Annotated in this window: 11 protein-coding genes; 1 reads left to right on the forward strand and 10 read right to left on the reverse strand. The window is 58.7% G+C overall.

What is annotated here, in order from left to right; genetic code table 11:
• Positions 1 to 54 precede the first annotated feature (54 nt).
• The gene (locus JL015_RS06645; protein WP_201003549.1) at positions 55 to 951 is read left to right on the forward strand and encodes a LysR substrate-binding domain-containing protein; all 897 of its coding nucleotides are present in this window, start codon (positions 55 to 57) and stop codon (positions 949 to 951) included.
• Here the strand turns inward: JL015_RS06645 and ispD are convergent.
• The 10 genes from ispD to lpxB all read right to left on the reverse strand — a co-directional run bounded on the left by ispD (position 948) and on the right by lpxB (position 14,236).
• Positions 948 to 1,655 (reverse strand): 2-C-methyl-D-erythritol 4-phosphate cytidylyltransferase, encoded by a 708-nt coding sequence (gene ispD, locus JL015_RS06650; RefSeq protein WP_201017881.1) that lies wholly within the window; start codon positions 1,653 to 1,655, stop codon positions 948 to 950. The two genes, JL015_RS06645 and ispD, sit on opposite strands and share 4 nt — an antisense overlap.
• A 10-nt stretch (positions 1,656 to 1,665) precedes the next feature.
• Complete coding sequence (gene ftsB, locus JL015_RS06655) at positions 1,666 to 1,944, reverse strand: cell division protein FtsB (protein WP_025258964.1); 279 nt, start codon at positions 1,942 to 1,944, stop codon at positions 1,666 to 1,668.
• Between the two features lie 188 nt (positions 1,945 to 2,132).
• Positions 2,133 to 3,422: a phosphopyruvate hydratase gene (gene eno / locus JL015_RS06660; RefSeq protein ID WP_201003553.1), complete on the reverse strand. Its 1,290-nt coding sequence runs from the start codon at positions 3,420 to 3,422 to the stop codon at positions 2,133 to 2,135.
• Positions 3,423 to 3,564: 142 nt separating this feature from the next.
• A complete protein-coding gene (gene kdsA / locus JL015_RS06665; protein WP_201003555.1) occupies positions 3,565 to 4,410 on the reverse strand; it encodes a 3-deoxy-8-phosphooctulonate synthase in 846 nt (281 codons plus the stop codon).
• 15 nt (positions 4,411 to 4,425) lie between these two features.
• Positions 4,426 to 6,057 carry a CTP synthase gene (locus JL015_RS06670; protein ID WP_201017882.1) on the reverse strand — a complete coding sequence of 544 codons (1,632 nt, stop codon included), beginning with the start codon at positions 6,055 to 6,057 and terminating at the stop codon, positions 4,426 to 4,428.
• Positions 6,058 to 6,320: 263 nt separating this feature from the next.
• On the reverse strand, positions 6,321 to 7,652 hold the full coding sequence (tilS, locus tag JL015_RS06675; protein ID WP_201017883.1) for a tRNA lysidine(34) synthetase TilS: 1,332 nt from the start codon (positions 7,650 to 7,652) through the stop codon (positions 6,321 to 6,323).
• 132 nt (positions 7,653 to 7,784) lie between these two features.
• Positions 7,785 to 8,732: an acetyl-CoA carboxylase carboxyltransferase subunit alpha gene (locus JL015_RS06680; protein WP_201003561.1), complete on the reverse strand. Its 948-nt coding sequence runs from the start codon at positions 8,730 to 8,732 to the stop codon at positions 7,785 to 7,787.
• Between the two features lie 114 nt (positions 8,733 to 8,846).
• Positions 8,847 to 12,368, reverse strand: a complete 3,522-nt coding sequence (gene dnaE / locus JL015_RS06685) for a DNA polymerase III subunit alpha (RefSeq protein WP_201017884.1) — start codon at positions 12,366 to 12,368, stop codon at positions 8,847 to 8,849.
• 66 nt (positions 12,369 to 12,434) lie between these two features.
• On the reverse strand, positions 12,435 to 13,085 hold the full coding sequence (gene rnhB, locus JL015_RS06690; protein WP_201017885.1) for a ribonuclease HII: 651 nt from the start codon (positions 13,083 to 13,085) through the stop codon (positions 12,435 to 12,437).
• Positions 13,086 to 13,096: 11 nt separating this feature from the next.
• Complete coding sequence (gene lpxB / locus JL015_RS06695; protein ID WP_201017886.1) at positions 13,097 to 14,236, reverse strand: lipid-A-disaccharide synthase; 1,140 nt, start codon at positions 14,234 to 14,236, stop codon at positions 13,097 to 13,099.
• Position 14,237: the final 1 nt, after the last annotated feature.

Consider the following 14,237-nt stretch of genomic DNA (forward strand, 5'->3'; position numbering starts at 1 on the left):
TTCAGTTAATAATCCAGACAAAAGCAAAACATTATTGCTGCACAGGGATAATCGATGTACACGAATCGCTGGGAAGGTCTGGATGAATTTGTCGCGGTAGCGGAATGCGGGCAGTTCACTGCGGCAGCCCAACGCCTTGGCGTCTCCTCCTCGCACATCAGTCGCCAGATCGTGCGTCTTGAAGAACGCCTGCAAACCCGTTTGCTGTACCGCAGCACAAGACGTGTAGCCTTGACCGAGGCCGGTCAGACATTTCTGCATCATTGCCAGCGCCTGCAGGATGGGCGTGAAGAAGCACTGCGCGCCGTGGGCGATCTGACCAGCGAGCCGAAAGGCCTGTTACGCATGACCTGCGCCGTGGCCTACGGCGAGCGCTTCATCACACCGCTGGTCACACGCTTCATGGACCTGTATCCGCAACTGCGTGTCGATATCGAGCTGAGCAATGACACCCTGGACCTGGTTCACGAAGGGATGGATCTGGCCATTCGCCTGGGCCGACTACAGGACTCGCGACTTGTCGCCGTGCGGCTTGCGCCACGGCGCATGTACCTGTGCGCGTCGCCGTCTTATCTGGAACGTTACGGTCGGCCTCATAGCCTGTCGGAATTGAGCCGCCACAATTGCCTGATTGGCAGCAGTGACACCTGGCTGCTACAGCAGAACGGGAGAGAGTTTTCGCAACGCATTCAGGGAAACTGGCGCTGCAATAGCGGGCAGGCCGTGCTGAATGCAGCGCTGCATGGCGTCGGCCTGTGCCAGCTTCCGGATTACTACGTGCAGGAACATCTTAAAAGCGGCAGCCTGATTTCCCTGCTGGAAGCGCATCAACCACCCAACACCGCCGTCTGGGCGCTTTACCCGCAGCAGCGCCACCTGTCACCCAAGGTGCGCAAGCTGGTCGATTATTTGAAGGAAGGGTTGGCGATGCGTGAGGAATACAACGCCTAATTGCCCATGGGCCTGCGCTGACGCAACCATTCAAGGTCTTCGGGGCGCGTAACCTTGATGTTATCGGACCGCCCTTCGATCAGACGCGGCGACTGTCCTGCCCACTCGATGGCCGAAGCTTCATCGGTAATGCTGACATTCGACACCTTGCTGTCGGCCAGCGCCCGATGCAAGGCACCCAGCCGAAACATCTGTGGCGTGTAGGCCTGCCAGATCAGGCTACGATCAACGGTTTGCGCGACACGACCATGCTCATCCGCACGCTTGAGGGTATCGCGAGCCGGCACCGCCAGCAGGCCACCCACCGGATCGTCCGCCAGTTCGCCCAGCAGGTTGTCCAGATCGCTGCGCGCAAGGTTCGGGCGCGCTGCATCGTGGACCAGTACCCAGTCGTCATCGCTGGCTCCCTGGGCATGCAGGTGCAACAAGGCATTGAGTACCGAGTCCGACCGTTCCTTGCCGCCATCCACCCGCTGGATACGGGAATCCAGCGCACACGGCAAGGTTGGCCAGTATGGATCGTCCACAGCCAGGCTGATCACCATGCCCTTGAGGCGTGGGTGATCGAGGAAACAAAGCAGGCTGTGTTCAAGAATAGTGAGGCCGCCCAGTTGCAGGTATTGCTTGGGACGGTCTGCTGCCATGCGAGCACCAACGCCCGCCGCAGGAATCACTGCCCAGAAGGCAGGAAGAGAATCTTTCATTGCACCAACGTCATTGCGCCAACTGATAGAGGGTTTCGCCATCCTTGACCATGCCAAGCTCATGGCGGGCACGTTCTTCAACGGTTTCAAGGCCCTTTTTCAGTTCCATGACCTCAGCATCCAGAACGCGGTTTCGCTCAAGCAGAACTTCGTTTTCGGCATGCTGCTCTGCAATTTGCTCGGTCAGGCTGGCCACTTGCGCCAGACTTCCATTACCCACCCACAGGCGATACTGAAGACCACCTAGCAGCAGGATCAGGATGAGGAACAACCAGTTAGGACTGCGCATGAAATATCAGGTACCCAGTAAAAAAGACTGCAGAGCCAACAATATGAACAATCGACTGAGGGCATTGAGCCTGACATAAGCCAGGCTCAATCACTCCTGATTACAGCGGAGCGTCCGCATCAGGGCTGCAAATATGTCGGCATGGCCGGCTTTTTCTACAGCACCCGCTGTCTTTTACCATCTGCGACTCAGCCGCGAAACTCTGCACGACCACGGTAAACGGCCTTGCTGCCCAGTTGCTCTTCGATACGCAGCAACTGGTTGTACTTGGAAACGCGGTCGGAGCGGCACAGCGAGCCGGTCTTGATCTGACCAGCCGAAGTACCGACGGCCAGATCGGCAATGGTCGAATCTTCGGTTTCGCCGGAACGGTGCGAGATCACGGCAGTGTAACCGGCAGCCTTGGCCATCTGGATGGCTTCCAGGGTTTCGGTCAGGGTGCCGATCTGGTTGAACTTGATCAGGATCGAGTTGGCGATCTTCTTGTCGATGCCTTCTTTCAGGATCTTGGTGTTGGTCACGAACAGGTCGTCACCGACCAGTTGAACCTTGTCGCCGATCTTGTCGGTCAGGATTTTCCAGCCAGCCCAGTCGGACTCGTCCAGACCGTCTTCGATGGAGATGATCGGGTAACGGTTGGCCAGGCCAGCCAGGTAATCCGCGAAACCGGCTGCGTCGAAGGAGTGACCTTCGCCCGACAGGTTGTATTTGCCGTCTTCGTAGAATTCGCTCGCTGCACAGTCCAGCGCCAGGGTCACGTCGGTGCCCAGTTTGTAACCGGCATTGGCCACAGCTTCGGAGATGGCGCCCAGGGCGTCTTCGTTGGAAGCCAGGTTAGGTGCGAAACCACCCTCGTCGCCGACTGCAGTGTTCAGGCCACGGGCCTTCAGAACAGCCTTGAGGTGGTGGAAGATCTCGGTGCCCATGCGCAGCGCGTCGGAGAAGGTCTTGGCGCCAACCGGCTGAACCATGAACTCCTGGATGTCGATGTTGTTATCGGCGTGCTCGCCACCGTTGATGATGTTCATCATCGGAACCGGCATCGAGTAGACGCCCGGTGTGCCGTTGAGGTTGGCGATGTGAGCGTAGAGCGGCAGATCCTGATCCTGCGCAGCGGCCTTGGCGGCAGCCAGGGAAACAGCGAGGATCGCGTTGGCGCCCAGGCTTGCCTTGTTCTCGGTACCGTCCAGCGCGATCATCGCCTGATCCAGTGCCTTCTGGTCAACCGGGTCCTTGCCCAGCAGCAGTTCGCGGATCGGACCATTGATGTTGGCTACGGCCTTGAGAACGCCCTTGCCCAGGTAACGGCTCTTGTCGCCATCACGCAGCTCAAGCGCCTCGCGCGAGCCGGTTGAAGCACCCGACGGCGCACAGGCGGTGCCGATGATGCCGTTATCGAGGAGCACATCTGCTTCCACGGTGGGATTGCCACGGGAGTCGAGAACTTCACGACCTTTGATGTCGACGATTTTTGCCATTGTTGTAAACACTCCAAGATTGACGAAAACGACGCAGCTGGGAAAAAACGATTACCGCTGTCAGGCAAGAAACGAGGCAGGCCTGAATGAGACAACCCCCGACACATGGACGGGGGAACGGCACTTTACCGGAGATCCGGACTCAAGCGGTCTCGACTGTCGGAAAACTTTTGACCAGTTCATCCAGAGCCTTGAGCTGAGCCAGAAACGGCTCCAGCTTGTCCAGGCGCAAGGCACAGGGGCCATCGCACTTGGCGTTGTCAGGATCGGGATGCGCTTCAAGGAACAGCCCGGCCAGATTCTGGCTGATGCCGGCCTTGGCCAGCTCCAGAACCTGGGCACGACGGCCACCGGCTGAATCGGCGCGACCACCCGGCATCTGCAGGGAGTGGGTCACGTCGAAGAACACAGGGTAGTCGAACTGTTTCATGATGCCGAAACCGAGCATGTCCACGACCAGGTTGTTGTAACCGAAGCTGGAACCACGCTCGCACAGGATCAACTGATCGTTACCGGCCTCTTCGCACTTGGTCAGGATATGTTTCATTTCCTGAGGCGCAAGGAACTGGGCTTTCTTGATATTGATCACGGCACCGGTCCTGGCCATCGCGACGACCAGATCGGTCTGGCGCGACAGGAAGGCCGGCAACTGAATGATGTCGCAGACTTCGGCAACCACTGCCGCCTGCTCAGGCTCATGCACGTCAGTGATCAGCGGAACATTGAAGGTCTTCTTGATCTCTTCGAAGATCCGCATGCCCGCTTCCAGGCCCGGCCCACGGTAGGACGTTACCGAAGAGCGGTTGGCCTTGTCGAAGCTGGCCTTGAACACGTAAGGGATACCGAGCTTTTCGGTAACCCGTACATATTCCTCACAGACCTGCATGGCCATGTCCCGTGACTCAAGCACGTTCATGCCGCCAAACAAGACCATTGGCTTGTCGTTGGCAATCTCGATGGAGCCTACGCGGATGATTTTCTGAGCCATGTTCTGATATCCCTGTCAGGCGTTCTTCTGATGTTGAGCCAGTGCGGCCTTGACGAAGCCACTGAACAGCGGATGGCCGTCGCGAGGCGTCGAAGTGAACTCAGGGTGGAACTGGCAAGCCACGAACCATGGATGATCCGGTGCTTCAACCACTTCGACCAGCGCGCCGTCACCGGAGCGGCCGGAAATTCTCAGGCCGGCTTCGATCAATTGCGGCAGCAGCTTGTTGTTCACTTCATAACGATGGCGATGGCGCTCGACGATGACGTCTTTGGCATAGCAATCGTGAACCAGGGAGCCGGCTTCAAGCTGGCATTCCTGCGCGCCCAGACGCATGGTGCCGCCCAGGTCGGAAGTTTCGGTACGGGTTTCCACAGCACCGGTAGCATCTTCCCATTCGGTAATCAGACCGACGACAGCGTGAGCGCTGGTGCGGTCGAACTCGGTGGAGTTGGCGTCTTTCCAGCCCAGCACGTTACGGGCGAACTCGATGACGGCCACTTGCATGCCCAGGCAGATACCCAGGTAAGGAACCTTGTTCTCGCGAGCGAACTGCACGGCAGTGATCTTGCCTTCGACACCACGCAGACCGAAACCGCCAGGAACCAGAATCGCGTCCACGCCTTCGAGCAGGCTGGTGCCCTGGTTCTCGATGTCTTCGGAGTCGATGTAACGCAGGTTGACCTTGGTGCGGTTGGTGATACCGGCGTGGCTCATGGCTTCGATCAACGACTTGTAGGCGTCGAGCAGTTCCATGTACTTGCCGACCATCGCAATGGTGACTTCGTGCTCCGGGTTGAGCTTGGCATCGACCACCTTGTCCCATTCGGACAGGTCGGCACCGTTGCATTGCAGGCCGAAACGCTCGACGACGAAATCGTCCAGGCCCTGGGCGTGCAGCATGCCCGGGATCTTGTAGATGGTGTCGGCGTCTTCCAGGGAAATGACCGCACGCTCTTCAACGTTGGTGAACAGCGCGATCTTGCGACGCGAGGACACATCGACGTGATGGTCGGAGCGGCAAATCAGCACGTCAGGCTGCAGGCCGATGGAGCGCAGTTCCTTGACCGAGTGCTGGGTCGGCTTGGTCTTGGTTTCGCCGGCAGTGGCGATGTAGGGAACCAGCGTCAGGTGCATCAACATGGCGCGCTTGGCACCGATCTCGACGCGCAACTGGCGGATGGCTTCCAGGAAAGGTTGCGATTCGATGTCACCCACGGTGCCGCCGATCTCGACCAGCGCGACGTCGGCATCACCGGCGCCCTTGATGATACGGCGCTTGATTTCGTCGGTGATGTGCGGAATGACCTGAATGGTCGCGCCCAGATAATCACCACGGCGCTCTTTGCGCAGGACGTGTTCGTACACACGGCCAGTGGTGAAGTTGTTGTTCTGGGTCATGGTAGTGCGGATGAACCGCTCATAGTGGCCAAGGTCCAGGTCGGTTTCGGCGCCGTCGTGGGTAACGAACACTTCACCGTGCTGGAAAGGACTCATGGTCCCTGGGTCCACGTTGATGTAGGGGTCCAGCTTGAGCATGGTGACCTTAAGTCCCCTCGCCTCCAGGATGGCCGCCAATGAAGCCGAGGCAATGCCTTTCCCCAATGAAGAAACAACACCGCCCGTGACGAAGATGTAGCGCGTCATGAAAAACCCTAGAAGTCTGCGTTAAAGCGGTCAGAGCCGCCGGGGAAAGCGAAGGAAGGCCGAAGCCCCCGATTACCGACAAAATTCACGGTGCACTCCCGAAACTGCTGCGTTTGAACCGACATGCCAGAAGCTTGTCCATTGGCGCCACATTTTAAGAATCGCCCAGTAAACACTGGTTGGTAACCGGCAACTTGCGTTGGTTCAAAAGAGCCAACAGAAGCTGTATCAAGAAGGGAGCGTAGTCTACCTGAAAGGGCCTTTCAGCTCAAACATTGGTCGCTCGTCGGTGCAATCCAGTGCAATCGCCAGTTTCCATGGGACGCGCCGTCCAGCCCCGGCAGGTTGGCGACGGCCAACAATTGATCATTACGATAGAGCAGCGGCAATCTGCCGCGCACGAACAGCGGCACGCCACGTTCATTGAGCAAGCGCTTGAGATCGCGATGGCCACGGCCTTGTAGCTGCATGATTTCACCGCCCTGGCGATAGCGGATCTGCAGAGGACCAAGGGGGCTGTCGCCTTCGATACTGACGTGACCGTTACCGGGCAGACTCAATGAACCGGATGCATCAAACCAGAGCGGCATCGCCTCAGGAGATTGCAACCAGCTCCCCGACAGCCACCAGATATGCCCTTCGGCCCGATGCAACTCACCGTCGGCCAGTCGCCATGAGGGTCGTGCGCCTTCCGCCGCATTGCACAAGGTTTCCCAGCCAGCCCAGTGATCGGTATCCGGCAGACGAGTCAGCGGCGCAAGCCAGTGGCGAAGCGCATTGCGCTGCCGGGCGACGGACAAATCGGCCAGAGGCCCCAGGGCCAATACCGGCATACCCAGCCACGCAAAGGATGTGGTTGGCCGGGCACTGGCCAGATCCTGCTCCGCCAGCTCTCCCAGCAACTGCTCCGCCTCACCCATATGCTCGGCGGTACGCGCCATACTCGTGGACACTTGCGGCCAGCGCGAAGCCAGCAACGGCATGACCTGCTTGCGCAGGAAATTTCGGGAGAGTTGCTGATCCTCGTTACTCGGATCTTCAACCCAGCTCAGGCCATGCTGTTGCGCATAGCCTTCCAGTTCGGCACGGGAAACCGACAGCAGCGGCCGCAACATCTGCCCTTTGCCGACGGCCCGATGCAACGGCATGCAGGCAAGCCCCCGAACACCGGCACCTCGCAACAGACGAAACATCAATGTCTCGGCCTGATCGTCACGATGCTGCGCCGTCAGCAACAGATCGCCCTCGCCCAGTAATTCAATGAAAGCGGCATAGCGTGCCTCACGGGCCGCCTGCTCGATGCTTGCGCCAGGCTTCACCTGCACCGCCACACTCTGAAAGGGAACGCCCAGTTTCAGGCACACTTGCCGACAATGCTCCGGCCACGCATCGGCAGCCTCTTGCAGACCGTGGTGAACATGAATGGCATTAAGTGGCGGCAAGTTCGCGCGCGTGGCGAGTTCAGCCAGCAGATGCAGCAATACAGTGGAATCCAGACCGCCGGAGAAACCGACATGCCAGACAGGCGCGTGACGCCAGGGGGCCAGGACTTGAAGCAGTCTGGCGGGGAGATCGTGACCGTCATGCTTGTACACAGAAAGGTCGCAGCCCTGTAGGAGCGGATTTATCCGCGAAAGAGCAGCATTCCCGATACGACGCTTTTCGCGAATGAATTCGCTCCTGCGGGAAACAGGAGCGGATTCATCCGCAAAGAAAGCAACGCTATATCAGAGGCCGTAGCTCATCAGGCGCTCATAACGACGTGCCAACAGGGCATCGTTATCCAGCTTCTTGAGCATCGCCAACTGGCTGCTCAGCTCTGCACGAATGGTGGCAGACGCAGCAGCCGGGTCGCGGTGCGCGCCGCCCAGAGGCTCGCTGATCACTTTATCAACGATACCCAGGCCCTTCAGACGCTCAGCGGTGATGCCCATGGCTTCGGCAGCATCCGGAGCCTTCTCGGCAGTCTTCCACAGGATCGACGCACAGCCTTCTGGCGAAATGACCGCATAGGTCGAATATTGCAGCATGTTCAACTGGTCGCAGACACCAATGGCCAGCGCACCACCGGAACCGCCTTCACCGATAACGGTAGCGATGATCGGCGTCTTCAGACGCGCCATGACACGCAGGTTCCAGGCAATGGCTTCGCTCTGGTTGCGCTCCTCGGCGTCGATGCCCGGATAGGCACCCGGTGTGTCGATGAAGGTAAGGATCGGCATCTTGAAACGCTCGGCCATTTCCATCAGACGGCAGGCCTTGCGATAGCCTTCAGGACGCGGCATACCGAAGTTGCGACGCACCTTTTCACGGACTTCACGGCCTTTCTGGTGACCGATCACCATGACAGGCTGGTCTTCCAGGCGAGCAATACCACCAACAATGGCAGCGTCATCGGAGAAGTGACGATCACCGTGCAACTCATCGAACTCGGTGAAGATGTGTTCGATGTAGTCCAGGGTGTAAGGACGACGTGGGTGACGCGCCATACGCGCAATCTGCCAACTGGTCAGATTTCCGAAAATGCTTTCGGTGAGCGTATTGCTCTTGTCTTGCAGCCGGGAGATTTCATCGCTGATGTTCAGCGAGTTGTCATTACCGACCAAGCGCAGTTCTTCGATCTTGGCTTGCAAGTCAGCGATAGGCTGTTCGAAATCAAGAAAATTCGGGTTCATAGGCATCCGTCTTGGGTCGACGGCCAAGAGGCCGGCCGGTTGTCCGTCAGCGCCCTGCTCCGTGGAAAGGGCGCATTCCGGTCGAGATTAAAAGTTCAGGCTGAGCCTAGTCGTTCAGCGATACTGGAGAAAGACGTTCTCACGTCCGAACTGGTCACGCAGAGCTTGAATCAAGCTATCTGCCGGATCAATTCGCCACTCCTCGCCAAACTGCAATAATGCCTTGGCATCAGGCCCCGTGTAGTCCAGCGTGATAGGGCACGCTCCCCGGTGACGCTTGCACAGATCACCGAGCCAGCGCAGCCGGTCGCCCTTGAGCGCATCGCAATGCACGGTCAGGCGCAGGCTTTCTGCCAGGTTAGTACGCGCATCCTCGATGCTCATGACCCGCTTGGCACGCAGGCGCAGACCACCGGAAAAATCGTCATTGCTGATTTCGCCTTCGACTACCACCATAGCATCGGTCTGCAAAAGCGATTGCGCCGAATGGAACGCTTCGGCGAACAGTGAAGCTTCAATACGCGCAGAGCGGTCGTCCAGGGTAATGAACCCCATCTTGTCGCCCTTCTTGTTCTTCATGACCCGCAGGGCAATGATCAGCCCCGCTATCGTCTGAGTATCGCGTGCCGGCTTGAGGTCGATGATCCGCTGGCGGGCGAAACGTCGAATCTCGCCTTCGTATTCATCGATAGGATGCCCGGTCAGGTAAAGCCCCAGGGTTTCCTTCTCGCCACGCAACCGGTCCTTGAGGCTAAGCTCGCGGGTCTTGCGATGGTTGGCATAGACATCGGCATCTTCTTCGACGAACAGGCCGCCGAACAGGTCCGAGTGCCCGCTGTCACGGCTGCGCGCAGTCTGCTCGGCCGCTTGTATCGCCTCTTCGAGGGCCGCCAGCAACACCGAACGGTTACGATCGATATTGGCCTGATAGGCCTTGGGTTCCTGCTCGAAATAGGGACCGAGACGATCCAGCGCACCACTGCGAATCAGGCCGTCCAGAGTCCGCTTGTTGACGCGCTTGAGGTCGACGCGAGCACAGAAATCGAACAGGTCCTTGAACGGCCCCGCCGCACGGGCCTCGGTAATGGCCTCGACCGGCCCTTCACCCACGCCCTTGATCGCACCCAGCCCGTACAGAATCCGGCCATCGTCGCTGACCGTGAACTTGAACTCCGAAATGTTCACGTCCGGCGCATCGAGGCGCAATTTCATGGTCCGCACTTCTTCGATCAAGGTCACGACCTTGTCGGTGTTGTGCATATCCGCAGACAACACGGCCGCCATGAAAGGCGCCGGGTAGTGGGTCTTCAGCCATGCGGTCTGATACGATACAAGGCCGTAGGCAGCGGAGTGGGACTTGTTGAAACCGTAACCGGCGAATTTTTCCACCAGGTCGAAAATGTTACCCGCAAGGTCCGGGTCGATATTGTTGGTCTTGCAACCTTCAATGAAGCCGCCGCGCTGCTTGGCCATTTCCTCGGGTTTCTTCTTACCCATCGCACGACGCAGCATGTCTGCACCACCGAGGGTATAACCCGCCATGACCTGAGCGATCTGCATCACCTGTTCCTGATACAGGATGATGCCGTAGGTGGGCGCCAGTACCGGCTTGAGGCCTTCATACTGGTAATCGACGTGGGGGTAGGACAACTCCGCACGACCGTGTTTACGGTTGATGAAGTCATCCACCATCCCGGACTGCAAAGGCCCCGGACGGAACAGGGCCACCAGTGCGATCAAGTCTTCCAGGCAGTCGGGCTTGAGCTTCTTGATCAGCTCTTTCATGCCGCGGGATTCAAGCTGGAATACCGCAGTGGTCTCTGCCCGCTGCAACAGCTGGTAGGTCGGCATGTCATCGAGCGGGATGAAAGCGATGTCCAGCGGCTCTTCGTTGACCTTGGCGCGGTCACGGTTGATGGTCTTGAGCGCCCAGTCGATGATGGTCAGGGTCCGCAGACCGAGGAAGTCGAACTTCACTAGCCCCGCAGCCTCGACATCGTCCTTGTCGAACTGGGTTACCAGACCGTCGCCCGCCTCGTCGCAATAGATCGGCGAGAAGTCGGTCAGCTTGGTCGGTGCAATAACCACGCCCCCGGCGTGCTTGCCGACGTTACGCACAACGCCTTCAAGCTTGAGGGCCATCTCCCAGATTTCAGCCGCTTCTTCATCGACCTTGAGGAAGTCGCGCAGGATCTCTTCCTGCTCGAAAGCTTTCTCCAATGTCATGCCGACTTCAAACGGAATCATTTTCGACAGACGATCAGCCAGGCCGTAGGACTTGCCCTGCACCCGCGCCACGTCACGCACCACAGCCTTGGCGGCCATGGAACCGAAGGTAATGATCTGGCTTACTGCGTTGCGGCCATATTTCTCGGCCACATAGTCGATCACCCGGTCGCGACCATCCATGCAGAAGTCGACGTCGAAGTCGGGCATCGATACCCGTTCCGGGTTGAGGAAGCGCTCGAACAGCAGGTCGTATTCCAGCGGGTCGAGGTCCGTGATCTTCTGCACATAAGCCACCAGCGACCCGGCACCCGACCCACGTCCCGGACCAACCGGCACGCCGTTGTTCTTGGCCCACTGGATAAAGTCCATAACGATCAGGAAGTAACCGGGGAACCCCATCTGGATAATGATATCCAGCTCGAAATTCAGCCGGTCGACATAGACCTGGCGCTTGGCTTCATAATCTTCGGTCGTGTCCCTGGGGAGCAGAACAGCCAGACGCTCTTCCAGCCCCTCGAACGACACCTTGCGGAAATACTCGTCGATGGTCATGCCATCGGGAATCGGGAAGTTGGGCAGGAAGTGCGTGCCCAGCTTGACGTCGATATTGCACCGCTTGGCGATTTCTACGGTGTTTTCCAGCGCTTCGGGCAGGTCGCTGAACAGCTCGGCCATTTCCTCGGGGCTTTTCAGATACTGCTGATCGCTGTAGTTGTGCGAACGACGCGGATCATCCAGCGCCCGGCCTTCGCCAATACATACGCGGGTTTCGTGCGCTTCAAAATCAGTCTGTTTGATGAAGCGCACATCGTTGGTCGCAACCAGTGGTGCGCCGTGACGATCGGCCAGAGCAACGGCAGCATGCAGATGCTCTTCATCGTTGGTCCGGTTGGTGCGCTGCAACTCGACGTAGAAGCGGTCGGGAAACACCGTCATCCACCAGCGCAGCAACTCATCAGCCTCGCCCGGATTACCGCCGAGCAGAGCCATGCCGATCTCACCCTCTTTGGCGGCCGACAGGGCAATCAGCCCTTCATTGGCTTCGGCAACCCATTCACGTTCGACGATGATCAGCCCGTTGCGCTGACCTTCGATAAAGCCTCGGGAAATCAGTTCGGTCAGGTTGCGATAGCCCTGGGGATTCATCACCAACAGGCTGATACGGCTGAGCTGGGCATCTTCGTCCCTGCCTGCCAGCCACAGGTCGGCACCACAGATCGGCTTGATCCCGGCGCCCTGCGCCGCTTTGTAGAACTTGACCAGCGAACACATGTTGTTCTGATCGGTCACCGCCACGGCAGGCATATTCATGCCGGTCAGAGCCTTGATCAGTGGCTTGACCCGGACCAGACCATCGACCAGTGAGTATTCGGTGTGCAGGCGTAGATGAACGAAAGAAGCCGGCATGGTGATCCTATAGCGCGAAAACACAAAAAACGAAGGTCAGGATTGTAGCGAGCCTTGGCCGATACGTCAGTCCTGCAAAAACCCGTTCGGGCGCAAGGACGAAGCGCTCGACAAGACTTCACGCGCTTCCCAGGCGGCACGAACCGGCCCGAAGGAGCGCCGGTGAATCGGCGTCGGCCCAAGGCGGGCCAGGGCTTCCAGATGAACCGGTGTTGGATAGCCTTTGTGCCCGCCCATGCCATAACCGGGATACATCAGCTCGAAAGCGGCCATTTCGCGATCACGGGTGACTTTGGCCAGAATCGATGCAGCGGCAATAGCCGGCACTTTTGCATCGCCCTGAACCACTGGCGCACAGGGGACCGATAATTTCGGGCAACGATTGCCATCGATCAGCGCCAGCCTGGGCGTGATGCTCAGACCTTCCACTGCCCGCTTCATGGCCAGCATGGTCGCATGCAGGATATTAAGCTCGTCGATTTCGTGGACTTCGGCCCGGGCAATGAACCAGCACAGGGCTTTCTCGCGAATCTCGTCGTAAAGCTTCTCGCGACGGGCTTCGGTGAGTTTCTTGGAGTCATTGAGGCCCAGTATCGGACGGGCAGGATCGAGGATGACTGCCGCCGTCACCACGTCGCCGCACAGCGGACCACGGCCGACTTCGTCGACACCCGCAACCAGATCCTCGACCAGATTGAAATCCAAACCTATTTGCATTGATCGAGAACTCACAGTGAAGGCGAATGGCCAAGCAGGCTCAGTACCGCATCGGCAGCCTGATTGGAGGCGTCACGGCGCAGGATACGGTGAATTTCATCAAAGCCCTCGGTCTGCACCTGCCCATTGTCGAGCAGCGGCAGCAACGTCCGGGCCAGCGCCTCGGGGGTTGCGGCATCCTGCAACAACTCAGGCACCAGCAGACGCTGAGCCAGCAGGTTCGGCAGGGAAACGTAAGGACTTTTGACCAGCCGCTTGAGTATCCAGAAAGTCAGCGGCGCCAGACGGTAGGCAACCACCATCGGCCGCTTGTACAACAAGGCTTCCAGAGTCGCGGTACCGGAAGCGATAAGTACCGCATCGCAGGCCGCCAATGCGGTATGGGAGCCGCCATCGAGCAGCGTGACAGGCAGATCACGGCCTTGCAGCAATTGCTCGACCTGCGCCCGCCGCTGAGGACTCGCGCAAGGCAGGACGAAACGTAAATCGGGACGCTGGGCCAGAAGACGTTCGGCAGTCTCGAAGAACAGGCTTCCCAGGCGACCGACTTCACCGCCACGACTGCCGGGCATAAGCGCAACCACCGGGCCGTCACCCAGGCCAAGTTCGGCGCGGGCAGCCGGACGATCGGACTCAAGAGGGATCGTATCGGCCAGAGGATGCCCGACAAAACGTACCGGCACGCCCTTCTCTTCATAGAAACGGGCTTCAAACGGCAGAAGGGTCAACATCAGATCGCAGCCTTCACGAATCTTCAGGACACGCTTCTGCCGCCAGGCCCATACCGAAGGGCTGACGTAATGCACGGTCTTGATCCCGGCACGCCGTAGCTGGAGTTCGATATTGAGCGTGAAATCAGGTGCATCGATGCCGATGAATACATCAGGCTTTTCTTCGATGAGCGTCTGAACCAGCAGCTTGCGTCGGGCCAGCAACTCTCGCAGACGGCCAAGCACTTCCACCAGCCCCATGACCGACAGGCGTTCCATAGGGAAGCTGGAGACCATGCCCTCGGCTTCCATCAACGGCCCACCGACACCGATGAACTCGACATCGGGATGGCGCGCCTTGATGGCACGCATCAGTCCCGAACCAAGAATGTCGCCGGATGCCTCTCCAGCAACCAGCGCAATGCGTAGTAAGCCAGCCATG

The organism is Pseudomonas cichorii (assembly GCF_015471405.1).
GTDB classification, from domain to species: Bacteria; Pseudomonadota; Gammaproteobacteria; order Pseudomonadales; family Pseudomonadaceae; genus Aquipseudomonas; species Aquipseudomonas serbiensis.